This is a genomic window from Roseovarius sp. D0-M9 (assembly GCF_037083805.1).
Classification (GTDB): domain Bacteria; phylum Pseudomonadota; class Alphaproteobacteria; order Rhodobacterales; family Rhodobacteraceae; genus Roseovarius.
Genome location: NZ_JBAPKZ010000029.1, coordinates 24,809 through 48,869 on the forward strand (window position 1 = coordinate 24,809; position 24,061 = coordinate 48,869).

Consider the following 24,061-nt stretch of genomic DNA (forward strand, 5'->3'; position numbering starts at 1 on the left):
CGACGATGACAAAACGCAAGGCGGCCGTATTCCTCCGGTTCGACACCGAGGCGAAGGCGGCGGCGGAGTTCTATGCCGCCACCTTTCCGGACACGCATGTCGACAATGTCATCCGCGTGGCCGAAGGCGCGCCGAACGCACCTGCCGGCACCGTTCAGGTGGTTGAAATGACACTTCTCGGTCTGCCCTACGCCCTGTTGAACGCCGGTCCGCATGTGCAGCCCAACGACGCCTATTCGTTGCAGGTCTACACCGAGGATCAGGCGGAGACGGACCGATTGTGGGATGCCATCGTCGGCAACGGCGGCGAAGCGATCATGTGCGGCTGGTGCAAGGACCGCTGGGGCTTCCGCTGGCAGATCACGCCGCGCGTCCTGATGGAGGCGCTATCCGACCCTGATCCCGCAGCCTCCGCCCGTGCACAAGCCGCCATGATGGAGATGAAGAAGATCGACATCGCGCGCATCAAGGCAGCCCGCAGCGGCGATCATTGAGATTGAAGGCGCGGGTATGTTTCCGGTAACTTGCCAACAACCAACCGATGCGCCTGAAAGGCGGACCTATAGCATTGCCTTCGCTGCCCGGTCGCTTTCGCTGCGCCTCACATCAACGACCGCTTCGGCTAAACCGCACCGCGGGCATGCTCTTAAGGTCAAAAGGCAGCTTTGGGTCAACATTTCCGTGCTAAGCGAACAAGATTTTGCCTATGCTGCGCTGCCTCCAATGTCGGCAGTGAGTCCTTTCTGACCAGCCTAACGTCGGGTTGTCGATGTGGGAGTCCCCGGTGGTGGCCTGGTAACTTGAATTCAAATACGCCACACCGTATTGTCCAAAAATCTGCTTTAGTTTTTTTGGCGTCACATCAGCATCAACGCCCGGTCTCTGTCCTGCCATCATCCGAAAAACGCGATCCAAACCGACTGTCCAGTTATCCATGTCTCCGCCAGACTTGAAGAGCAATGCGGTTTCTGCTCTGCTTGCCTCGTTCGGAATGACACCGGTTTGGGCGGCACCCCATTCCTTCATCTCGACGATGTCTTGCAGGGTTGTTTGGCCCTCTACCGCCCTGGCCTCTGCCATCTCGGGCAGGTCAGGGATAAAGAGTTGGAAAAGATCGTCGTCCGAGACGGTAGGCACCTCATCAAGGCGATAGATATCTGGTGCCTCTTGCCGCAGAAACGCCATCGAGCCTTTCTGATGGTACGTCACGTTGCTCCCAATCAAAACTGCCATGGAATAGGATTGCCCGTTCGCAGAACAGCTCTGCGCGAACGTCCGTATATTGGTGGTGTCGTGCGGGTCCATGGCCAGGAAGGGGCAGTGGATCTTGCGCCCCCTACCCTCGGGCGGTTTGGGCTACGCAAGAAGCCCAAGGTTACACCGCCTGGGATTCTGGCGATGCCCATGATGAACGCCTGTTTAGCCCCCATGATCGGGATGTGAGGTCACGGACATCCGCTCCCGCGGTCCTGGCTTGGAAAAGCGCGCGTCACCGCAGCGTGTAGGAGCGCACCGGATCGCGCACCGCGCGACGATAGTCCGACGGGCTCATGCGCATGTGCTTGAGGAAAACTCGGGCGAGCACCTGGTTGGACGAATACCCAACCTCGAGGGCGATCTGCGTGATCGGAAGGTTCGTCTGTTCGAGCAGGTCGCAGGCCTTCTCCACTCTCAGCCGGGTCAGGTAAACCCGTGGCGGCACGCCGACGCTCTGTTTGAACATGCGGCCGAAATGGTAGGGCGAGAGACGCGCCTCGGCTGCCAGTTCGTCGAGGCTGATGTCTTCCGAGAGCCGCGCATGCATCAGTTCCAGACAGCGACGTTCAGCCCAAGGGGCGAGGCCGCCCTTTGCCGACGTGAACGGTGTCCCATTCAACTGGCATAGCTCCGCAAGGATCACGAAGCCTGCCGCCCGGGCTAGGAGCCGCGATGGCACACCCTCTTCGTCGCACAGAGCCCAGAGATTCCGGAGCGCTGATCGGATTGCGTGCGATTCAAACGAGCCTTTGAAAAGGAGCAGATTCTTCACCGAAGCTCCGCTATTGGACGCTTCATCAAGCGCGCTCTGCCACTGCGCCACAGGAAACGACAAAGAACGAAGTCGGTGAGGGGAGTCCACGGACATCGTGGTTGCGAAGTCAGGAGCGTCGAGTCCCAAGTATCCCTTTCTGCTTTTCACATCGAAGAACCCGCCTCCCGAGTTGCCACGGATACGGCTGCCGCCACTCAAATCTTGATGCAGGACCAGGTCCGGCTGGGCAGGGCGAGACATATCCCCGCCCGGGCGAGCCGCTTCGATCAGTTCGAGGATTCCGCCTGGGCTCTTTCTACTGCGTATATAGGATGCCTGTTTGCCCTCGCGATACCATTGGGTGAAAGACGAATAGGCAGACATGTTCATTGCCGTCCCTCCAGAGCCGGAGGCGCGTGAAGCGAGGTCTGGCGCACCGGATCGCGCACCGCGCGACGATAGTCCGACGGGCTCATGCGCATGTGCTTGAGGAAAACTCGGGCAAGCACCTGGTTGGACGAATACCCGACCTCGAGGGCGATCTGCGTGATCGGAAGGTTCGTCTGTTCGAGCAGGTCGCAGGCCTTCTCCACTCTCAGCCGGGTCAGGTAAACCCGTGGCGGCACGCCAACGCTCTGTTTGAACATGCGGCCGAAATGGTAGGGCGAAAGACGCGCCTCGGCTGCCAGCTCGTCGAGGCTGATGTCTTCCAAAAGCCGCGCATGCATCAGTTCCAAGCAGCGACGTTCAGCCCAAGGGGCGAGGCCTCCGCGCGCCGAAGCGAGCGGCGAGCCTGCCAGGCGGCAAAGTTCGGCCAATATCTCGCAACCGGCTGCTTGCGCCAAAAGTCGCGATGGTGCGCCCTCCTCGTCGCAACGTTGCCAAAGCTGGCGCTGCGCGGATCGGATAGTGCCCGAAGTGAACGTACCGCGGTGCAATGCGCCGAAATCGAGGGAGGGTACCCGATCCGTGGCATCCTCGAGAAACTGCCGCCAGTACCCGACCGGAAACGATAAAGAGCGGATTTGGTGGTAGCTGTCGACGCTGACCGAGTTTGCGAAGTTGGGCGCGGTTAGCAAGAAATCGCCTGACCGGCTCGTCGCACTGAAGCGTCCGGCGCCAAGGTCAGCGTTAATGCCAAAGCCACCGATCAGATCGCAATGCAGCACAAGTTCAGGCACCGCAGGGTCCGACATGTCGACCGCGGGCAAGGCGGTTTCCATCAAATTGAGGAAGCCGCCGGGGGATTTCATCGTGCGAATATAGGTCGCAAAGGGGCCGTCACTGAACCACTGGTTGAAGGAGGAATAGCTCGGCGACGTCATCGTTTTGAATCTGCCGCCGCAAGCACAGCTCCTTGTATGTTCAGAAAGGTCTGGCGCACCGGATCGCGCACCGCCCGACGATAGTCGGACGGGCTCATGCGCATGTGTTTGAGGAAAACTCGGGCGAGCACCTGGTTGGATGAATACCCGACATCCAGAGCGATTTCCGTGATCGGAATATCCGTCTTTTCAAGCAGTTCGCAGGCCTTCTCCACTCTCAGCCGGGTCAGGTAGACACGGGGCGGCGCGCCGACACTTTGTTTGAACATGCGGGCAAAATGGTAGGGCGAAAGACGCGCCTCGGCTGCCAGCTCGTCGAGGCTGATGTCTTCCGAGAGCCGCGCATGCATCAGTTCCAGGCAGCGACGTTCTGCCCAAGGGGCAAGGCCGCCTCTGGCCGGAGCAAATGGCGCCCCGCCCAAGCGGCAAAGTTCTGCGAGGATCTCGCAGCCTGCCGCGCGCCCCAGCAGCCGCGACGGCGCCCCTTCGTCATCGCAGACAGCCCAAAGGTTCCGCAGCGCCGACCGGATCGCCGGAGAGTCGAACACTTGGCCGTAGACGAAGGAGGTGTCGAACGAGAACCGGCCGTCGGCGGCGTCGTCGAGCACGTCCTGCCACTGCGCCAAGGGAAACGCCACGCTGCGAAGCCGATGGTGTTCGTCATTGATCACCGTGGTCGCGAAGTTCGGCGCAACGATTGTGAAAGTGTCTTTCCTGGTCGCTATATCCAGGCGACCTCCTCCCAGGTCTCCCCTGAGACGACCTTTGCCAAGCATGTTCTCCACCAGAACGATGTCCGGCAGGGCCGGGCGGGACATGTCCCCGGCCGGTCGCGCCACCTCCAGCAGATCGAGGACTCCGCCGGATGATTTCCTGGCCCGCACGTAGGACGCATGTCGGCCCTTGCTGTGCCACTGGGCGAATGAAGACTGGGCATGCACGGTCATCGCCGTCCCTCCAGGGCCACACGCGCGCCAAGCAGGATCGGTGGGCGCACTGGATAGCGGACCGCGCGACGATAGTCCGAGGGGGCTCATTCACCGATGCTTGAGAAACACCCGAGCGAGCACCTTTTCACCGGCTGGTCGAGACGATACCGTTCCCTCCATATTGGAGAAATACCGGATGGAACGCAAGAGTATCGACGATAAAAAAAGAAGGCGGAAACCGAGCGGAGCAGCGATAATTCGTCCTGAATTGACGACCACGCTTTTCAGGGCGCTTTTCGAGGAATGGGCCGAGACCGGCTACACGGGAATCAGTCTGGAGCACGTCGCGGCGCGGGCGGGCGCCGGCAAGGCCGCGATCTATCGGCGATGGCCTTCGAAACTCGAGTTTGCATGCGATGCGATACAAAGCGTCGAGGTCATGTGGACGGGCTTCACGGATAAGGGGTCTTTTCAGGCTGATGTTCGTGAATACCTTCGAGCCACTCTCACGGTCCTGCGACATCCGCTGGTACGCCGGATCATCGCGGATATGGTTGCCGAACGCCTGCGATCAAGCGAACTGTCTACAATACTGGATGGTATCGTATCGGTGCGGCGGCAATTCGGACATCGGATGCTGGACCGCGCCATCGCCCGGAACGAACTGAGCGCGAACCTCGACAGGGAACTTGCGCTCGATCATCTTGTTGGACCGCTCTACATGGGCGTGATCAATCGGGGGATATCGATCACACGGGCGGATCTCGAAAAGCATGTCGTTGTCGTGAACGTCGCCATCAAGGCCTGTTGAATCAGCCGTTGGCGCATAGCCGATTGCCGCGACCAGATCTGCGGCATCGGTAAGCGTCGATTGTCGATCAAAGGTCAATCCATCCGCAAGAACGGTATCATCGCAGCAAGGTCTGCGACGCGTTTCCGCCACCGCGGACCCGCGAGACCGGGCCGCGCGCATCACGACCTGCTGCAAGCCCGAGCACGGACGGTCGACACGACACACCGGCAGCATAGGCTTCCCCGGTCGGGTGCCGGTCGCCCACACATCAAATCGCAAGAGCGGCATCCTCGCAGCAGGATCAGGAACGTGGCGTTGGCCGGCACGCGCTATAACACTCTCACGGCAATGCCTTGTGCCCAAACTGCTGCAAACCAGCATGATCACGAGACGGCGCTCGCAATAAGCCAGTGAACGGCATGGCCCAAACCAACAGGATTGAAGATGACTACCCAAGATGCCCTGACCCCACGCCTGACAACGACCGCCGGCGCGCCCGTCGCCGACAACCAGAACAGTCTTACCGCCGGGGCGCGTGGCCCGGTTCTGATGCAGGACTGGCAACTGATCGAGAAACTGGCCCACCAGAACCGCGAGCGGATTCCCGAGCGGGTCGTCCATGCCAAGGGTTGGGGCGCGCATGGCATGTTGCGGATCACCGGCGACATATCGCATCTGACCTGTGCAGCCGTGCTGCAACCCGGCGCCGAGACGGCGATGATCGCGCGCTTCTCAACCGTGGCAGGAGAAATGGGCGCCGCAGACCATGAACGGGACGTTCGTGGCTTCGCGCTCAAGTTTTATACAGAAGAGGGCAACTGGGATCTGGTCGGCAACAACACCCCGGTCTTCTTCGTGCGCGATCCTCTCAAGTTTCCGGACTTCATCCATACGCAGAAACGCCATCCGCGCACCAACCTGCGATCAGCCACCGCGATGTGGGACTTCTGGTCCCTCTCGCCCGAGAGCCTTCACCAGGTCACGATGCTCTTCTCGGATCGCGGCCTGCCCGTCAGCCCGATGCACATGAACGGCTATGGCAGCCATGCCTACAGCCTGTGGAACGACAAGGGGGAACGGGTCTGGGTCAAGTTCCACTTCAAGACCCGGCAAGGGCATCGCCACTATACCAACGCCGAGGCGGAGGATGTCGTGGGGCGCACCCGCGAAGGTTATCAGGAGGCCCTGTTCGGCGCGATCGAGGCCGGGGAGTTCCCGCAATGGACCGTGCAGGTGCAGATCATGACGCAGGACCAGGCGGAGGCGTTTGCGTTCAATCCGTTCGACCTGACCAAGGTCTGGCCTCATGCGGAGTTTCCGCCGACCGAGATTGGCATACTCGAACTCGACCGCAATCCCGACAACTACTTTGCCGAGATCGAGCAGCTTGCCTTCAGCCCGTCGAACGTCGTGCGCGGCATCGGCCATTCGCCGGACCGGATGCTGCAGGGACGGATCTTTGCCTACGCAGACGCCCATCGTTACCGGCTGGGCACCCACTTTGAGGCGCTGCCAGTCAACAAGCCGCGCTGCCCCGTGCATCATTACCACAAGGATGGAGCGATGCGTTTCTTCGATGGCCTGCCCAATCCGGATGCCTATTATGAGCCGAACAGCTTCGACGGTCCGCAGCAGGATGCATCATTCACCGAACCTCCGCTTGATCTGCATGGACCGGCTGCCCGGTTTGACCATCGGGACGGCAACGATGATTTCGCCCAGCCGCGCGCGCTGTTCCTGCTATTCGACGAAGGGCAGAGGGACCGGCTCTTCGCCAACATCGCCACGTCGATGCGCGGCCTTTCTGCCGACATCGCCGAGCGGCAGATCCGGCTGTTCCAGCAGGTCCATCCGGATTTCGGCGCGGGCGTCTGCTCGGCGCTCGATACGCTGGACCCACAATTCTGATCTAGCTCATATAGGAAAAGGGTGACGTGAATGCGTTGGACCCCAGCGAATGAACTGGACTGTCCCCATGATGTCGGCACAGATGTGATCGAAACCTTCATCGACCCGGACCACCGACAGGACTGCCAGGAAGCCCTGCGGACGACCCATGATTTATTGACCGGATCCCCTCGGGACAAATGGTGAAAGGAGAAGACGCGATGAGCACCAACTGGCCGCAACTCGACTACAATGGATGGCGTGAGACCTGTTCCGCCCTGCACCTCTATCTGCAGGTCGTCGGAAAATACCGGCTCGCGCACACGCCGTGGCTCAACCATTCGTGGAACGCGACGTTCTATGTCACACCTACAGGCTTGGCATCCTCGCCGATCCCGGACGGCCCGGGCATCGAGATCCTGTTCGACTTTCAAGAGCACAAGGTCGTGGGAACCTGCGGCAACGGCCACCGGGCCTCGTTCGATCTCGGGCCGACCACGGTCGCGGCGTTTCGTGCGGACTTTGTGAAGCTGATCACCGATCTGGGCGGCACGCCGACCTTCCACGACACCCCGAACGAGGTGCCCGATCCCGTTCCGTTCAGCGAAGACCATCGCGACCGGCCCTATGACCGGGACGCGGTGCAGCGATACCACCAGGCCCTGGTAGCCATCGACAGGGTGTTTTACCGGTTCCGGACGGCTTTCCTCGGCAAGTCCAGCCCCGTCCATCTGTTCTGGGGGGCACTGGATCTCGCCGTGACCCGCTTCTCGGGGCGCCGCGCCCCGCTGCATCCCGCCGGGATCCCGTCCCTGCCGGACGACGTGGCACAGGAAGCCTATGACCGTGAAGTGTCCTCCGCCGGTTTCTGGCCGGGCGGCAATGGCATCGACTACCCCGCGTTCTATTCCTACGCCTATCCTTCCCCCACCGGCTACCGGAGTGCGCCGGTGCAGCCCGATGCGGCCTTCTGGCATGACGGCCTGTCGGAATTCATGCTGCCCTACGATGCCGTGCGGGCCGCGCCAGATCCCGACGAGGCCTTGATGGCGTTCCTGGTCTCAACCTATGAGGCCGCGGCTGACCTCGGCGGATGGGACCGCGATCTTCTGGAATGTCCCCATGGGCGCCCGCGCCAGGTGCGCACGCCGACTGCCGCACCAACGACTGCGCCCTCGACGACGGATGGCACGGTCGAGCGCGATGATGGTTCATCGAAGGGGCGCTACAGGCTTGTCGTGGATGGCGCCCTGGCCGAGATGACCTACAGCCGCGTCGGCAAAAGCCAGATCATCATCGACCACACCGAAGTTCCTGACGCCTTGCGGGGCCGCAAGGTCGGAGAAAGACTGGTGCGACAGGCGATCGAGGACGCACGGCGGGACAAGGTCGTCATCATCCCGCTCTGCCCGTTCGCCAAGGCGATGATCGGTCGCCATCCGGAATGGCAAGACGTGTTGCCCCCGTCGAAAACCTGACGGTCGTGGATCGCCCTTGCGGGGTCACACCCCTTGGGCGATTTCCGAGAAACAGGCCTCCACGACTGTACTTTCGCGATCCGAGCGGCAAACTGTTCGAACCGCCACCCGATGCACCTCGCGTTGCGGTGGACAAGGACCCTACGCCCGCCGCCGGACTGACCTGGCGGCGAAACCTACAGCTTGATCGACGCCCGGCGCGGCCGCACACGGGCGCTGCACTTTGAAAGGAGCGGGCCAATGGCCACAGAAGGGTTGGGGCCGGTCATTGGCCCGGTCGTGGTGCTGATGGGGGCCGCGGTGATTACCGTGCCGCTGTTCCGGCGTCTTGGGCTGGGGTCGGTACTGGGCTACTTCGCCGCCGGGGCGCTGGTCGGGCCATCGGTGCTGGGACTGTTCACGGACCTCGACACGATCCTGCATTTCGCGGAACTCGGCGTGGTGATGTTCCTGTTCATCATCGGGCTGGAATTGCGCCCGCAAAAGCTCTGGGCGCTGCGGGGGCAGATCTTCGGGCTGGGGCTGGCTCAGGTGAGCCTCGCGATTGCCTTGCTCACGCTGGCGGGCGTTGTGGTGTTCGCGCTGCCACCGGTCATCGCCTTCATCGCCGGGGCGGGGTTCGTGCTCTCCTCCACCGCCGTGATCATGTCCACCTTGCAGGAGCGCGGCGAGATCGCCAGCCCCGAGGGGCAGAAATCCGTCTCGATCCTGCTCTTCGAGGATTTGCTGATCGTGCCGTTGCTCGCGGTGGTGGCCTTCCTGTCGCCGGTCGGTCAGGGCGAGGGCGGGCTTGGGCCGTTGGCACTCGCCTTGTCCGGCCTGATTGCACTGCTCGTGGCCGGGCGCTGGCTGCTCGATCCGTTCTTCGCCCTTCTGGCGCGCGCCCGCGCTCGCGAGGTGCTGAGTGCGGGCGCCCTGCTCGTGGTATTGGGGGCCGCGCTGCTGATGGAAGCCGTGGGCCTTTCGATGGCGATGGGGGCGTTTTTGGCTGGCGTCATGCTCTCCGGCTCCAGTTATCGCCACCAGATCGAAAGCGATATCGAGCCGTTCAAGGGCCTTCTGATGGGGCTCTTCTTTCTGGCGGTCGGCATGTCGCTGAACCTGGCTGTGGTGGCCGCGGAATGGCCACTGCTGCTGGCCATGCTGGTGGTCTTCGTGCTGGTCAAGGCGGCGGCCATCTATGCCACGGCGCGCGCCTTTGGGGGCGCAAACCTGCCTGCCTTGCGCCGGACCGCCATGTTTGCCCAGGGCGGTGAGTTCGCCTTCGTCCTCTATACCGCCGCACTCGGAGGCGCGGTCATCGACGCACGGTACAATGCGATCTTCTCGACGGTCGGGATCCTGTCGATGGCGATCACGCCGCTGATCCTGATCGCCGCCGACCGGTTCCTGCGTGATCAGGGCACTGGGCTGGACGGGGTTGAAGCGGCCGATGGGTTGCGTGGGCAGGTTCTGGTGATCGGCTTCGGGCGTTTTGGCCAGATCGCTCTGCAAATGCTGCTGGTGCGGGGTGCGCAGGTTTCGGTGATTGAGAACAACCCCGACCGCATCCGCGACGCTGCGCGCTTTGGCTTCAAGGTCTACTACGGCGACGGCACGCGGCTGGACATCCTGCGCACCTCGGGTGCCGCGCAGGCGGAGGTGATCCTGATCTGTGTCGATGACCGACGCGCCGTCAGCACCATTGTCGAGAGGGTCCAGCACGAATTTCCGAATGCCGCAGTGCTGGCGCGCAGTTATGACCGGAGCCATTCGATGGAGCTGATCCGCGCGGGCGTCAACTTTGAAATCCGCGAGACAGTTGAATCGGCCCTGCTGATGGGGGGCGAAGGTCTGCGCCGGCTTGGCTGGGATGAGACCGCAGTGACCGAGGCACTTGACGATGTTCGCCGTCGCGATGCACAGCGTCTGACGGAACAGGTGCAGGGCGACATCTTGTCCGGCCGTGACAAGATGCTCACGGCACCCGTGCCGGAGCCTCTGACCCTCGTTCAACCCGCAGCAAAAGGAGTTTCGGAATAATCATGCCGACAGTTTTGATCCAGCCGAAGCTTCCTCGATCCGCTTTCGGTCCTTGATCGACAACTCAAAGCTCTGATGCCTGGTCGCGGGCCCATCTACCGCTGAATATCGCGTTTTTTTCGCGACACGCGCAGTGACACAGGCCTTCTGGAGGTCAGAGATGATCGGCAGCGTCATGCCCCTGTCCGCCGCAAACATCATCGACGAAATATTACATCATTGGGCGCGAAGACCTAAAGGACTCTACACTGAAACAGAACATCAAGCGCAGCTGTCCAGCGGCAGCGCTTTCATGGACATCCAACCAGGTCCTTGCCCGGGTGCTATCCAAGCAACGACGCATGACCCCGGCCGACTATCCGCGTGCCGTTCGCGATCCGGTGCGCTCAATCACTTTCCAGCGGCTTCGAATGTCATCGGCTACAAGAGCAACGCCCCTCCTCTGAAGCGCTCACCTTGGGCCGGATTCAGGGGCGTAATCTTGGGCGTCCGCACCGCCCCTGCCACCCGCTGCTGCTCCAAACGCGGGTTGTTGACGAAGAGGCGCTGCCCGGCCGTACTTTATCGGGCCTCGGTGATCTGGAAATTGCGCGCGGATCGGTCTCTCGGGGCCGCGCGACACATCCCGGTTATTCCACCTCTTCGGCGGCCTGTCGGATCACATTGGCCACGTCGTCGGGATTTGTCATTGGCAGCATGTGACCGTTCTCGATATCCACGACAGTCGAACCAGCCCGCTCCGACATCTGGCGCTGCAGGTCGGGCGCGATGGTCCGGTCGAGGGTTGCGATGATCGACCAACTCGGTTTCTCGGTCCACGCCGCCGACTGTGTTTCGTATTCGAGGATCGCCGAGTTGGATGCGGCCTGCGACCTTGCCACGAAGATGGCGTCTTCATCGGACAGACCATTGCCAACGACCGAGAGGAAGGCGTCTTCCTGGATGAGGTAGTGGCCATCTTCGAAGACCGTGAGCATTTGAGACGAGAACTCGCCTGGAGAGGAGGCCAACAGGCCTCCGCCGCTTTCTCCGGCTTCGGGTTGGAACGCCGCGACGTAGACGAGGCCCCTGACGTCCGGGTCCACGCCAACTTCGCTGATCACGACGCCGCCATAGGAATGACCGACCAGCAGCATGGGACCGTCCTGAACATCGACGATCCGCTGGGCCGCGGCGATGTCATCTTCGGTGGACGTCAGCGGCATCTGCACGACCGAGATCTTGTAATCGTCTGCGGTCAGGCGGTCGTAGACGTCGCGCCAGGTGCTTCCGTCGACGTTCGCGCCGTGCACGAGAACGATGTTGTTCACATCGGCGCGCGCCGAGCCGGACTGCGCGGTCACGACGCCAACAGCCATAGCGCTGGACATCAGGAGAGTTTGCAGATTGTTCATGATTGGGGTCTCCATTTGATGTTGATGCAGGGAGGCCGGTCTGGGCGACCTGTCATGTCGGCATTCGGTTTTCGGGCACTGAGAGCGTATCGGAGCCGCCAGTTCCTTTCGGCAGAACGCGATCAAGGAAGTCGCGGACCAGCGTTGCGATTTCGCCGGCGTGGGTTTCCAATGCAAAGTGTCCGGCATCCAGAAGATGAACCTCAGCATTCGGAAGGTCGCGCTTGTAGGCTATAGCGCCTGCAGGGATGAATGCCGGATCGTGGCGTCCCCACGCCGCTAGGAGAGGCGGACGATACTCGCGGAAATATGACTGGAATTCCGGATACAGCGCCACATTGGTGCGGTAGTCACGGATCAGGTCGAGCTGGATGTCCTCTGCACCGGGCCGCGCCATGTAGGCGATGTCGAGTTCGTATCCATCAGGAGAAAGAAGCTCCGGATCGGCTCCAGTTCCGTATTGCCAGCTCCTGATCGTGTCGGGTGACAGCGACGGGCGGCAAGCTTCGCGATTCGCTTCGCTCGCATCGCGCCAATAAGCCTCCCACGGCCCCCACTGGTCGCTGAAACCATCGACATAGGCGTTGCCGTTCTGGCTGATGATCGCCGAAACACGCCCAGGGTGCCGCGTTGCCAGACGCAGACCAACCGGCGCGCCATAATCGAAGATATAAAGCGCATACCGGTCGAGCGACAGCGCCTCCGTGAAACCTTTGATCACGTCGGCGAGCCGGTCGAAGGTGTAGTCGAACGTCCCGCGTGGCGGTGCCTTGGTCTGGCCGAAGCCAGGCAGGTCCGGCGCAACAAGCCGATAGCGATCGGCCAGAAGCGGAATCAGGTCGCGAAACATGTGGCTGGCCGTCGGGAAACCATGCAACAGCAGGATAACCGGCGAGTCCGCCGGTCCTGCCTCGCGATAGAATACGTCGACTTCGCCGACTGGCTGGATTTGGTATCGTGTCTGTTTGATGTTGGAGTGCATCTCGAGTTTGCTCCAGATTGTTGAGAGTTCGCAGGGCGGCACTGAGTTCTGTCGTCGTCACCCCACGAAGGCCGCAGTGTCGACCAATGGTCGCTAGGCCTGGTCGGGAATGCGTGTGATTACCTTGATCTCGACATCAAATCCGGCGAACCAATTGACACCGATCGCTGTCCAGTTCGGAAAGGGCGGCCTCGCAGGACGCGGATGATGCGGATCGAATGACGTGTCGCTTGCGGTCGCACCAAGGACCGTGGGGCCCTGCGTGTTTGCGTGTTGAAGAAGCGAAGCAAGGCCATTGCGAAAAGACATGACTTCATCCTTGGTGGTTAGAGGACATCTGCGCCGTATCGTGAGCAGCCCGGACAATCGGTGCGGCCTCCGTGCCGAGAAGCTCGATGGAGCGCTTCATCGCCGCCGTCTCGAGCGAGGCCGTGCTCATTTGGAAGGTGATGCGTGAAATGCCGCCGAGCGTCTCGCTCGCCTTCAGCATCTTGGCGGCCACCGTTTTCGGTTCGCCGATCAGGAACGCACCTTCAGGGCTGGCCATGGCCTCGAACTGCTGGCGCGTCGGTGGCGCCCAACCGCGCTCTTTGCCGATCGTGCCGGTGAGATGCGCCCAGCCGGGGAAAAAAGCATCCCTGGCTTGAGCATCCGTCTCTCCGACGAAGCCCATCGCATGGACGCCCACGGCAAGTTTTTCCGCACTGTGCCCTGCGCGATGGCCGGCCTCGCGATAGAGATCGACAAGCGGGCGGAAGCGCTCGAAGGTGCCGCCGATGATGGCGATCATCAGCGGGAGGCCAAGCTCGCCTGCGCGCTGGAAGGATTGCGGCGTACCGCCAACGCCTACCCATAGCGGCACTCGCGCCTGATGCGGGCGGGGGTAAACGCCGACACCGTTGAGCGCCGCACGATGACGTCCATCCCATGTGATATTGGTCGTTTCGCGGAGTTTCAAAAACAGACCGAGCTTTTCGGCGAAAAGCGCGTCATAGTCTCGGGTGTCGAGGCCGAACAAGGGAAAGGCTTCGACAAACGAGCCGCGCCCCACGACAATTTCTGCGCGCCCCCTGGAAATGAGATCGAGCGTCGCGAATTCCTGAAAAACCCTTACGGGATCCGCCGCGCTGAGCACTGTGACAGCACTCGTCAATCGGATGTTTCTGGTACGAGCCGTGGCGGCTGCAAGAATGACGGCTGGCGCAGAATCGAGAAATTCGGCGCGATGATGCTCACCGATGCCGAAGACATCGAGCCCGGAAAGGTCGGCGACCTCGATCTCCTCCAGAAGGTCCGCCATGCGATCCGTCGCCGAGGGGAGTCGCCCGGTCGCAGGATCCGGAAGTATGGCCGCGAAACTGTCGATGCCGATTTCCATTGTGCGTCCTCTTGGTTATTTGTCGATCCTGATGGACCGCATCTAAGGGGTATCTCGCGGCTAGGCACGTTGCGGGCTTGCCAGATGGGCCGCTTCGTCAGGGTCGCCCCCATAGATACCGCTACTGGTTGCCGTTGTGGTCACCTGAGTGAGCGCTATCGTGGTGGCCACCACGTCCAGCGGGTCATGATTGGTCAGGTGTGCGAGTAGAAAAAGCGGATGATCGATCAGAAAAAGAACCGGTTCTTCTGGACGAAAAGAGGCGGCTAGGCCGTTACGCAAAGGCATCTCAATATCCTCGGTCTCGAGAGAAGTTTGACGTGTCCCTTGTAAACTAGCGAACGATCTTGAGCGCTGCGTTGCAGAGACTGCCGAGCCGGTGCCATTCTTGCTTCCTTTGCGCCGTGTCGCTGCGCGACGGCTTGAACGTTGCAGCTTGCACGAACCTTGCTTGTGATTGCGGCACCGAAGTCATCTTCCTCCCAGCGGGATTGAGCGGATGAGCATCATCCCGACGTCTTGCGGTGCCGTCACTCGCCGAACCTTCGCTCGAGTTGCATGGACCGGCTGCCCGGGTTCCACTATCGGGACGGCACCGACGATTTCATCGAGCCGCGCGCTGTTCTGCTGTTCGACAAGGGGCAGGACTTGGGCGACAGAGGGTCTTTGTGGTCTGCCCCCATCGAGTGGTCCAGTTTGATTTTGGGTGCATGGTCGGCCTTTGGTCTATCGGAACGATGCTTTCGGGCGCTGGTGGGCGGTATGCCAGAGCGCTGTGCGGTCTGACAGTGTCGTAGTGGCGGCGCCACTTCTCGATCAGAATCCGGGTCTCGCGTAGCCAGTAGAAGACCTCACCGTTCAGAAGCTCGTCCCGGAACCTGGCATTGAAGCTTTCGCAGTAGCCGTTTTAAAGGCCGTCTTGGCGCCCACCGCGCCGATCCAAGCGCGCGCCTTCTGGGCGACAAATTCCGTGCCGTAGCAGGTCGGGAAGAAGGGTTACTGATGCCAACCATTCTACCGCTGCGACCGTGCTGGTCGCCATCGACATTTCAAAGCATCGCCATGAGGTCCTGATCGCCGTTCCGTACCATTACGTGTTCGCCGATGCCAGTACTGCACCTTTGGCAGCCGACCCCCGCGCCCTCATCGTAGCATCGGCCCACCAAGCGAGCTCGTCCAGCATGCTTTCTAGTGACGGGTCCAGAACCGCCTCCACCTCGGACATCGGCAGATTTTCCCCCAATGGGGATACCTTCATGAATTCGCCACCACCCAGATGGACGGCATTGCGCAACGGAACCATCTGAAGTTCGATGGCGATACCGCGAAGGTGCTCGATCGCGCGCGCAGCGCCAACGCCACCGTATCCCATTGCCGCCATCGGCTTGCGGACCCATTCGGTGTAGGCCTGATCCAGTGCGTTTTTTAGCGCGCCGGTGATCGAGTGGTTGTATTCCGATACTAGAAAAATGAACCCGTCGAATTTGGCAAGTTTCTCCTGCCAGGCCACAGCGTGCGGATCTTGCGAGGGCATCCAGAGGTTCGACGCAGCCTCATCGAAAAATGGCAGATTTTGCTCGCGCAGATCCAACAGATCAAACGTCATGTCGTCACGTGCCTGCGCTTTCTCTTTGAGCCACGCGGCGGGTTTGTCGGCGAAACGCGCCGCGCGGGTTGACCCAATAATGATGGCAATATGTGGTTTTGACATTCGACAACTCCTTGCTGCGATTCCCACCGCAGGCCGAGTGTCTGTATGCAGTCAGGCGGCCGCCAGTGGGTAGTTGAAGCTCCATAGTAGGGTCCTGATAGCATGGCTTCGAAATGACTCCGGCGCATCCTTTGCTGCTATGGTGCCGGACTTGCGATGTCCTTCTGAAATTTTGCGCTGGGTTCGCCGAACGTGGTAGGAGGGAGGGCATGAAGCCCGCTGATCGTATCCCACCGGAGAGTGGTTTAACTTCACGATTCACCCGTTTGATCGGATGCGTCGATGCGATCTGCGCCCAGTGCAAGAGTAGGATGTCCATGTAGGCAACACTTCGTGGCCATGGGACTGCCCCAGAAGCGACGTGGCGCCTGCCTCCATCGCCCCACTGCAGCCAGGCTGGTCAGCCAAAAGCCCCCCCTGCCCCGTCCTCGACAGTGCGCAAATGAATACAGCCACTCTATCTGACCCAACTGCGCAGACCACGAAGCGCACATAGAACCGTCATAGTATACGATGCAGATGGGTGGGGGCATTTGCCACATCAGGTCACAGTGCAATTCTCCCGTCGGTCATCGTCACCTCCATATGGCACATAACCCAGGGACCCGAAGAGTGCATTTTTGCGATTGAGGGCGATGGGCATTTCCATCCAACAGCACGAGAGGCGCAGTTATCGCTCTCCCTGTGTTGCCAAATCGGGAACCCTGAATGGGGTCTTGAACACTTGTGAAGCTCGCCAGCGTTCATCATAATAATACGACGGCAATGACAGGAGGACCAACATGACCTGGACTAAACCGAAGCTGACAGAAATTTCATGCGGCATGGAGATCAACATGTACGCACCGGCCGAGGACGAGCACGACCCCGTTCTGTTCTGAACTCGGACAGACCGGAAGTGTAAAGGCCCCGTCCGAAGTTTTCGGGCGGGGCCTTTGCGTCAAGGCAGGGACATATGCGGATCATTGTGCTTGGAGCGGCGGCGGGCGGCGGTCTACCGCAATGGAATTGCGGCTGCGTCAATTGCGATGCGGCCCGCGCGGGGCGCATTCCGGCGCTGACGCAAAGCTCGGTCGCGGTCAGCGCGAACGGGCTGGACTGGGCCGTGCTGAACGCCTCGCCAGATATACGGGTGCAACTGGCGGCCACCCCCGCGCTGCACCCGACCGGCCCGCGCCAGATGCCGCTGCGGTCGGTACTGGTGACGAATGGCGATATCGACCATGTGGCCGGGCTGTTGACGCTGCGCGAAAGCCAGCCCTTTGATCTGTTCGCCACGCCCACGATCCATCAGGTGCTGGCCGAAAATCCGATGCTGGGCGCGTTGCGGCCCGATCTGGTCGCCCGCCGCACGATTGCGCTGGACCAAACTGTGACTTTGGCGCCAGGGCTTGAAGCAACGCTGTTCGCCGTGCCCGGAAAGGTGCCGCTCTATCAGGAGGGCGAGGTGGTCGAGACCGGGCTGGTGGGCGAGACGACCGTGGGGGTCGAACTGCGCGCAAACGGGCGCCGGGCGCTGTATATCCCCGGCTGCGCCGACATGCCCGACTGGCTGTCCGCCCGGATCGAAGGCGCCCATGCGCTGTTCTTCGACGGCACATTATGGGACAATGATGAGATGATCCGCATGGGACTGGGCACCAAGACCGGGCACCGGATGGGCCATATGCCGGTGACGCAGACGATGGGGGCACTGGCGCCCCTGACCATCGGGCAGCGCGTCTTTGTGCATATGAACAACTCGAACCCGCTGACCGATCCGGCCAGCCCCCAGACCGCCGAGGCCATCGCGCAGGGCTGGCGGATCGCCCGCGACGGCATGGAGATTTCGCTGTGAAGGATACCCACGACGCCCCCCAACCCCGCGACGATTTCGAGGCACGCCTGCGCGCCATCGGCGCCGCGCGCTATCACGACCGCCACCCGTTCCACGTCCGCCTGCATGGCGGCGGCTGCACGCCCGACGAGGTGCGGGCTTGGGTCATCAACCGCTGGATGTACCAATCGCGCATTCCAATGAAAGACGCGGCCTTCATGTCCCGTGTCGAAGACCCGGACCTACGCCGCGCCTGGCGCAAGCGGATCGAGGATCATGATGGCGGCGCTGCGGAAGGCGGCGGCATCCGTCGCTGGCTGGCACTGGCCCGCGCTGTTGGACTGGACCCGGATTATGTCGCAAGTGGCGTCGGCATCATGCCCGCGACACGTTTCGCTGTGGACGCCTATGTCCGGTTCGTCCGCGAGATGCCGCTGCTGGATGCGGTCGCGGCCTCGTTGACGGAACTGTTCGCGCCGCGCATTCATGCGCAGCGGATCGAGGGGCTGCTGGCGCACTACGATTTCGCCGATGACACCAGCCTGTCCTATTTTAAGAAGCGCCTGACCGAGGCGCCTGAGGATGTGAAATTCGGCCTCGATTATGTGCTGACCCATGCGGACACGGCGGAAAAGCAGGATGCGGCGGCGGCGGCGCTGACCTTCAAGACCGACGTGCTTTGGGCGCAACTGGATGCGCTGTGGCATGGTTATGTTGAGGGTAATATGCCGCCCGGCGCATGGCGTCCCGGCGAAGGGATGCTGCCATGACGCCGCTGATCGCGCCTCAGGACATCCCCTATCTGCCGCGCGGCGTGCGGTTGTCGGATGATCGCGTGCGAGGCATTCGCGTGCTGCAGGCGCCCGAACGCGCGATGCAACTGGACTCAGTCGGCGATGCGATCCTGTCGGAAGTGGACGGCGCGCGCAGCATGAGCGCCATCACCGCCGTTCTGGCCGCGCGCTACAACGCGCCCGAGGATCAGATCGCGGGCGATGTGCGCGACTTTCTGACCGGGCTGATCGAACGCCGCATGGTGTTTCTGCGAGACGCGGCATGAAGGATCAGGCCCATCAGCCCCGCGATCTCGACGGCAACCCCGTCACCCCCGGCCTGCCAATGGCGATGCTGGCCGAGGTGACGCATCGCTGCCCCTTGGCCTGCCCCTACTGCAGCAATCCGGTCGAGCTGGTGCGCGCGGGGTCGGAACTGTCGGCCAATGACTGGGGCCGCGTCTTCCGCGAGGCTGCGGCTTTGGGCGTGCTGCAGGTCCATATCTCGGGCGGCGAGCCGGGCGCCCGCCGCGATCTGGCGCAGATCGTGGGCCATGCGCGGGATGCCGGGCTGTATGTGAACCTCATCACCTCGGGGATCGGCATCACGCGGGCGCGGCTGGACGAGATGGACCGCGCAGGCGTTGATCATGTGCAACTGTCGCTGCAGGGCATCCGCCCCGATATGGCCGACCGCATCAGCGGGCATCCGGGGTCATGGGACAAAAAGATAGCATTCGCCGAGTGGGTGACGGAAATCGGCTTTCCGCTGACGATCAACGCGGTTGTGCATCGCCAGAACATGGAACGCCTGCCCGATATGGTGGAACTGGCCGAAACCTTGGGCGCGCGCCGGATCGAGGTGGCGACCGTGCAGTTCCACGGTTGGGCCGATCTGAACCGCGAGGCGCTGATGCCCACCCGCGAACAGGCGGCCTTCGCCCGCCAGATTGTGAACGAGGAGCGCATCCGCCTACGCGGCCGCATGGTCATCGACTATGTGCCCGCCGATCACCACGCGATCTATCCCAAGGCCTGCATGGGGGGCTGGGGCTCGACCGGCCTCAATGTCGGCCCCGACGGCATGGTGCTGCCCTGTCACGCTGCGCAGTCCATCGGCTGGATGCGGTTCGAGAATGTCTGCGACCGCAGCCTGTCCGACATTTGGCACCTGTCCGACAGTTTCAACGCCTTTCGCGGCACCGCATGGATGCCCGAACCCTGCAAAAGCTGCCAGCGGAAGGCCGTCGATTTCGGTGGTTGCCGCTGTCAGGCGATGGCGCTGGCGGGCGATGCGCGGGCGACCGATCCGGTCTGTTCCAAATCGCCGCTGCACGCGCAGGTCGTGGCCCGTGCAGATGCGGATGCCGCCGCCCAGACCACAGATTTCACTTATCGGAGAATGTCCAAGGGAGGTGAGTTTTGATAACGGAGCTGCTGCCGATTTGGTGGACAGTAGGTTAAGCTAGCATGCAGCGTGCCTCGAATTCCATTGGGTTGAGGTAGTCTTACAGTTGTTCAGACCGAACGAATTAGGGGTCGGTTTGTAAACCTTGAACAAATGGGGGAACGGGAACCCTTATGCGGAAACATCTTCCTCAACGCCATCGCCCTTACCGCGTTCGTAATCTTCGGATTTGAAAGTTGTAGGGATGACCCCTAAATCGCAACGCAGAGGCTTCTTGAAAGATAGTCCATCAGCGCCCTGACGCGAGCTATTTTAACCCGCGCCGGTGGAACCAAAAGATGTAGCCCAACCTCTTCATAACTATAGGCAGGACAAACAATTTCTAATTCGCCATTGTCTATTAGTTTGCTCACCATGAAATAGGGAGCGGCGGCGATTCCGATGCCTGCGCGAGCAGCCGCAATAGTCATGTGACTGTTGCTCGTTCGCAGGCGGGAATTCATCCGAACATTTTCGCACCCGTCACTTCCTTTAAATGTCCATGTCAGTGTGAAATTTGAATCCACTACGGCTTCACATTTTGTCAGATCGCTCGGGTGATTAGGGCGTCCGCTGGCGTCCAAATAGGTCGGACTGGCGACTATGACAGTGCGCATTTTTGTAAGACGTCTGGTAATCAAGCTTGAGTCGGGTAATTTACCCACATGAACGGCCAGGTCGAACCCCCCGGAAAACATATCCGCGCAATCTCCGAAATAAAGGTCGAGCTGTATTTGAGGGTGCTCCATCGCAAAAGCAGCCAGCAAAGGGGCCAAATAAGATTCACCGACACCAAGCGGAAATGCGGCCCTTATTGACCCTGATACTTCACCAACTGCCCTTCCTACTGCATCTTGGGCTTTCTCTAGCTGCGCAACTCCTTCCACCGCTTGAAGATAGTAGGTCCGACCAATATCGGTTGGAGAAGTTCCGCGCGCAGCGCGATTCAGTAACGTTGCGCCCAAAACATGCTCCAAACGGCTTATGCGGCGACTGATAATTGATTTGGCGACACCTTGCCTTGATGCAGCTTGAGCAATGCTGCCCGATTCAACCACACTCACAAAGGACCTTAGATCGGCGAATTCTATCTCTGATCGCGCTGACATAGTCACTTCCCATTTCAAGGTCTATAGTATGAGCGCCCTGATACGGGCGCCTCTGAAGCTGAATGAAATGAGAGGATTCGAAGAATCCGCTCAACTCCGCGTGGTTTTAACTGGTCCTGCGAACGCTGTTCCCAAAAACTTCGGCGAACAAATGATCACGTTATACGTGCAGTATATAACTGAGCCGCTTTCACTTTGCCTGCGTTGCAGAACTTGCTGCTATGTGGCAGATTTTTGCGCAATATGATTTCATGAGCGCCTTAGGCTCATGCGCGTGCCGCTGAAAAAAAACATGCGGTCATACACGTCTTTTAACTTTAATGTGCCTGCCGAACAACTCGACTGAGGGGTGTGCAGGGCCTGTTTCGGGTCAAGCTCAATGCTGTCGGGTCCGACAGCCGGTTGAAGGGAGCCTGACCCGAGAGAGTCAGTCGGCTGCGACGGTCTCGTCCGGAAGGCGGAACACCATCAGAGACGCGCCATTGTTCGGTTGCGGAATTTCCGGCGTGAGTTCGGAGAAGGCCAGACCATAGCCTGCCGGTACTGCGATATATTGCACTCCGTCGACCGAGTAGCTGACAGGGTAGCCCTGAGCGGAGGTGGGCAGTCTGGTTGTCCAGAGGACCTCGCCGGTGTCTGCATCATGGGCGTTGAAAACCCGGTCCACGCCGCCGCCGAACACAATGCCCCCGCCGGTGGCCAGCAGCGATCCATAAAGGGGCGAGCGCTGATCGTGGCGCCACCGCGTCTCGCCGGTGGCAACATCGACAGCCAGTAGGGTCCCGATCTCCTGCTCGCCCTCCGGTCCGCGGTCGGGCGCATGGGTAAAGCTGAAATCGGCCGATCCGTGATAAGCTCCGGTTTCGATATTCACTTCCTTCAGCGTGTAATCCATGCAGGTGTTGTTGTAGGCGATGAAGAAAAGATTACGCTCAGGGTCGACCGAGGCCCCGGGCCAGTTACGTCCGCCATAAAGCGATGGGCACACATGCGCGGTTTCCCCGACGGGCAGGATGATATCCTCGTTCAGGCGGGCCTTGCCGGTTTCCATATCGATGTCCTCGACGACATTCTGCGCGTAGGTTTCGCGTGCCCAGAGCAGGCGCCCGGTCTCGCGGTCCATGGTCCGTATGATCCCGCTTTTTCCGAACATGCCAAATATCACATCTGCCTCGCCTTCCGGCAGATCCGGGGACTTCCAGCGAATATCCTCGCCCGGGGTAACATTCGTTGTCAGGAGATGGCGTTCAAAGGCGGTATCCATGTCAAAATTATCAGCCGGAATGTGCTGCACAGCCCACTTGATCGCCCCCGTCGCCACATCTAGCGCGACAGTGGAATTGGTATGCAACTCGTCCTCGACTGAACTATCGCGCTGCGCCCGACCCCATGGCACCGGAACGGCGGTCCCGACATAAAGCGTTTTGGTCTGCACATCATAGGCTGGAGGCATCCAGACCGAACCGCCATGACGAGAGTCGGCAGGAACGTCGCCCCAAGTATCGCCGCCGGGGGTTCCCGGGCGGGCATTTGTGTAAAAGCGCCAGACCTCTTCACCGGTGTCTGGGTCATGTGCGGACACCCAGCAGCCGCCGGGATTATATAGTGCGCAGCCCGACATGGGAGCGATGACCAGCCCGTCCGCCACAATCGGCCCCGCGGTGTAGGCGTAGCCTTTTTCGTGGTCGGCAACCTCGACTTCCCACAGGATTTCTCCGCTCACGGCATCCAACGCCAAGAGATGCGCATCAGAGGTTCCAACCAGTATCTTGTTCTCATAGATCGCAATATTGCGATTGGCATAGCTGAGAACGAAGAGATCGTCGGGTAGCTCACGCTCGTAGGACCAGAACAGATCGCCCGTCGCCGCATCCAGCGCCTGAATCGTGTCTGCGGACTGGTTCAGATACATGATGCCGTCGTGCACGAGGGGCTGCACTTCCGTGCGCCGCCCGTTCAGTGCCCAAGACCAGGCCAATTGCAACTGGCCCACTGTGTCACGATTGATCTGGTCCAGTGCTACATACCCGGACAAGTCATAATCTGCGCGATAGGTCAGCCAACTGCCCTCAGGTGGGTCGATCAACATTTCATCGGTCACAGATCGAAAGTTGGCCAGAGGCGTAGGCAAGCTGTTTGCCGCGAAATAACGTTGCGTTTTGAGCTGCTGACCAGTGTCGCTAACAGTGTCTGCAAATGCGGGCAGTGCAAGAACCACAGAAATTCCAAGCATTGCAATCGCTGACTTGCAACCTTTTTCAAACGAAGAGAACACCTGTGCCAGAGTGGTCGTGTTTTTCACCACCATTTGCGGGTCGTGGCTGTTCAGGTTCGCGAGCTGATAGGGCTGATCGTCGATCAGAAACAGGACCGGGTCTTCGAAGCGACGAAGCGCGTCGTAGCCGTTTCGGAAAGTCATGGTGTCATCCTTTCATCTGGGGAAGAACTGAGTGGGGAACAACTGAGCTCTGTCGGTTAAATTAGGGACGATGCCTAAGCAGTGCGGCGCGCAAAATGTCGTGAAAGTGCCGATCTTGCTGCAATGTCGACTTGACGAAGTTCCGGCTTCCCTTGCTTGACGCAGACTGCCAAAGGCGTGCGCGAAACGATGCTGAGGGCATCGCCAAGTTGGGTGACGCCCCCGGACGCGATGTATCTTGTAGTGGCCATCGGCGCTCGCTCTGATCACCGGGTTCCCTCATCGCATCGAGAAAACCGCCGCAGCGACAATTTACCTCGCTTGACTTGGACAAGAGTGCATCGCCTGAACGACGCCAAATGGACAATAAGGTGCAATCCATGCGGCTCCGGTCATGGAACCGCCTCAGTGGCATGACAAAGGCCCGGACTGTTGGCGCTTCGCCGACTCGGCCCTACGATCGAGCTGTAATGCGTGTCTAGAGCGGGTTGCGTTCAATCAGTTTCATAACCTGCCGCCTTGAAGAAGTTGTAGCACTCTTCCTCAGTGAAGAGATCGCAGACGTGACCAACCGCGCGCCAGAGTTC

Annotated in this window: 22 protein-coding genes and 1 pseudogene; 10 read left to right on the plus strand and 13 right to left on the minus strand. The window is 60.7% G+C overall.

Annotated features, from left to right (window positions below; translation table 11 throughout):
• Window positions 1-5: 5 nt before the first annotated feature.
• Entirely contained in the window at window positions 6-494 is a 489-nt protein-coding gene (locus V8352_RS16565) for a VOC family protein (protein ID WP_336425414.1), read from the plus strand.
• Between the two features lie 190 nt (window positions 495-684).
• Here V8352_RS16565 and V8352_RS16570 read toward each other — a convergent pair whose 3' ends face one another.
• The 4 genes from V8352_RS16570 to V8352_RS16585 form a co-directional block, all read right to left on the minus strand.
• The gene (locus V8352_RS16570) at window positions 685-1,305 is read right to left on the minus strand and encodes a hypothetical protein (protein ID WP_336425415.1); all 621 of its coding nucleotides are present in this window, start codon (window positions 1,303-1,305) and stop codon (window positions 685-687) included.
• A 184-nt stretch (window positions 1,306-1,489) separates the two neighbouring features.
• Complete coding sequence (locus tag V8352_RS16575) at window positions 1,490-2,401, minus strand: AraC family transcriptional regulator (protein WP_336425416.1); 912 nt, start codon at window positions 2,399-2,401, stop codon at window positions 1,490-1,492.
• A complete protein-coding gene (locus tag V8352_RS16580) occupies window positions 2,398-3,336 on the minus strand; it encodes an AraC family transcriptional regulator (protein ID WP_336425417.1) in 939 nt (312 codons plus the stop codon). Before V8352_RS16580 ends, V8352_RS16575 begins: the two co-directional genes overlap by 4 nt.
• Entirely contained in the window at window positions 3,333-4,283 is a 951-nt protein-coding gene (locus V8352_RS16585; RefSeq protein ID WP_336425418.1) for an AraC family transcriptional regulator, read from the minus strand. The genes V8352_RS16580 and V8352_RS16585 overlap by 4 nt, the downstream gene beginning before the upstream one ends.
• Window positions 4,284-4,461: 178 nt before the next feature.
• Between V8352_RS16585 and V8352_RS16590 the strand changes: the two genes are divergently transcribed.
• The 4 genes from V8352_RS16590 to V8352_RS16605 all read left to right on the plus strand — a co-directional run bounded on the left by V8352_RS16590 (window position 4,462) and on the right by V8352_RS16605 (window position 10,445).
• Window positions 4,462-5,076: a TetR-like C-terminal domain-containing protein gene (locus V8352_RS16590; protein ID WP_336425419.1), complete on the plus strand. Its 615-nt coding sequence runs from the start codon at window positions 4,462-4,464 to the stop codon at window positions 5,074-5,076.
• Window positions 5,077-5,502: 426 nt separating this feature from the next.
• Window positions 5,503-6,966 (plus strand): catalase, encoded by a 1,464-nt coding sequence (locus tag V8352_RS16595; protein WP_336425420.1) that lies wholly within the window; start codon window positions 5,503-5,505, stop codon window positions 6,964-6,966.
• A gap of 200 nt (window positions 6,967-7,166) precedes the next feature.
• Entirely contained in the window at window positions 7,167-8,423 is a 1,257-nt protein-coding gene (locus V8352_RS16600) for a DUF5996 family protein (protein ID WP_336425421.1), read from the plus strand.
• Between the two features lie 240 nt (window positions 8,424-8,663).
• On the plus strand, window positions 8,664-10,445 hold the full coding sequence (locus V8352_RS16605; protein WP_336425422.1) for a monovalent cation:proton antiporter-2 (CPA2) family protein: 1,782 nt from the start codon (window positions 8,664-8,666) through the stop codon (window positions 10,443-10,445).
• Between the two features lie 629 nt (window positions 10,446-11,074).
• On the opposite strand, the gene V8352_RS16615 is transcribed toward V8352_RS16605, so the two are convergent.
• The 7 genes and pseudogenes from V8352_RS16615 to V8352_RS16645 all read right to left on the minus strand — a co-directional run bounded on the left by V8352_RS16615 (window position 11,075) and on the right by V8352_RS16645 (window position 15,910).
• Window positions 11,075-11,839, minus strand: a complete 765-nt coding sequence (locus V8352_RS16615) for an alpha/beta fold hydrolase (protein ID WP_336425423.1) — start codon at window positions 11,837-11,839, stop codon at window positions 11,075-11,077.
• Between the two features lie 52 nt (window positions 11,840-11,891).
• A complete protein-coding gene (locus V8352_RS16620; protein WP_336425424.1) occupies window positions 11,892-12,821 on the minus strand; it encodes an alpha/beta fold hydrolase in 930 nt (309 codons plus the stop codon).
• A 93-nt stretch (window positions 12,822-12,914) separates the two neighbouring features.
• Window positions 12,915-13,130 carry a hypothetical protein gene (locus V8352_RS16625; RefSeq protein WP_336425425.1) on the minus strand — a complete coding sequence of 72 codons (216 nt, stop codon included), beginning with the start codon at window positions 13,128-13,130 and terminating at the stop codon, window positions 12,915-12,917.
• Window positions 13,131-13,134: 4 nt separating this feature from the next.
• Complete coding sequence (locus V8352_RS16630) at window positions 13,135-14,199, minus strand: LLM class flavin-dependent oxidoreductase (protein WP_336425426.1); 1,065 nt, start codon at window positions 14,197-14,199, stop codon at window positions 13,135-13,137.
• Window positions 14,200-14,259: 60 nt separating this feature from the next.
• On the minus strand, window positions 14,260-14,487 hold the full coding sequence (locus V8352_RS16635) for a hypothetical protein (protein WP_336425427.1): 228 nt from the start codon (window positions 14,485-14,487) through the stop codon (window positions 14,260-14,262).
• A 316-nt stretch (window positions 14,488-14,803) separates the two neighbouring features.
• Window positions 14,804-15,174 (minus strand): annotated as a pseudogene (locus tag V8352_RS16640) (integrase core domain-containing protein); the annotation flags it as partial.
• 115 nt (window positions 15,175-15,289) lie between these two features.
• A complete protein-coding gene (locus V8352_RS16645) occupies window positions 15,290-15,910 on the minus strand; it encodes an NADPH-dependent FMN reductase (RefSeq protein WP_336425428.1) in 621 nt (206 codons plus the stop codon).
• Window positions 15,911-16,692: 782 nt separating this feature from the next.
• Between V8352_RS16645 and pqqA the strand changes: the two genes are divergently transcribed.
• From pqqA to pqqE, 5 genes are all read left to right on the plus strand, one after another.
• Entirely contained in the window at window positions 16,693-16,791 is a 99-nt protein-coding gene (gene pqqA, locus V8352_RS16650; RefSeq protein WP_336425429.1) for a pyrroloquinoline quinone precursor peptide PqqA, read from the plus strand.
• A gap of 74 nt (window positions 16,792-16,865) precedes the next feature.
• The gene (gene pqqB / locus V8352_RS16655; protein WP_336425430.1) at window positions 16,866-17,747 is read left to right on the plus strand and encodes a pyrroloquinoline quinone biosynthesis protein PqqB; all 882 of its coding nucleotides are present in this window, start codon (window positions 16,866-16,868) and stop codon (window positions 17,745-17,747) included.
• Window positions 17,744-18,496 (plus strand): pyrroloquinoline-quinone synthase PqqC, encoded by a 753-nt coding sequence (pqqC, locus tag V8352_RS16660; protein WP_336425431.1) that lies wholly within the window; start codon window positions 17,744-17,746, stop codon window positions 18,494-18,496. The genes pqqB and pqqC overlap by 4 nt, the downstream gene beginning before the upstream one ends.
• On the plus strand, window positions 18,493-18,786 hold the full coding sequence (gene pqqD / locus V8352_RS16665) for a pyrroloquinoline quinone biosynthesis peptide chaperone PqqD (RefSeq protein ID WP_336425432.1): 294 nt from the start codon (window positions 18,493-18,495) through the stop codon (window positions 18,784-18,786). Before pqqC ends, pqqD begins: the two co-directional genes overlap by 4 nt.
• A complete protein-coding gene (gene pqqE / locus V8352_RS16670) occupies window positions 18,783-19,925 on the plus strand; it encodes a pyrroloquinoline quinone biosynthesis protein PqqE (protein ID WP_336425433.1) in 1,143 nt (380 codons plus the stop codon). The genes pqqD and pqqE overlap by 4 nt, the downstream gene beginning before the upstream one ends.
• 233 nt (window positions 19,926-20,158) lie before the next feature.
• Here the strand turns inward: pqqE and V8352_RS16675 are convergent, their stop codons facing one another.
• Both V8352_RS16675 and V8352_RS16680 read right to left on the minus strand, forming a co-directional pair.
• Complete coding sequence (locus V8352_RS16675; protein ID WP_336425435.1) at window positions 20,159-21,055, minus strand: LysR family transcriptional regulator; 897 nt, start codon at window positions 21,053-21,055, stop codon at window positions 20,159-20,161.
• 427 nt (window positions 21,056-21,482) lie between these two features.
• The gene (locus V8352_RS16680; RefSeq protein WP_336425434.1) at window positions 21,483-23,474 is read right to left on the minus strand and encodes a pyrroloquinoline quinone-dependent dehydrogenase; all 1,992 of its coding nucleotides are present in this window, start codon (window positions 23,472-23,474) and stop codon (window positions 21,483-21,485) included.
• Between the last annotated feature and the right edge of the window lie 587 nt (window positions 23,475-24,061).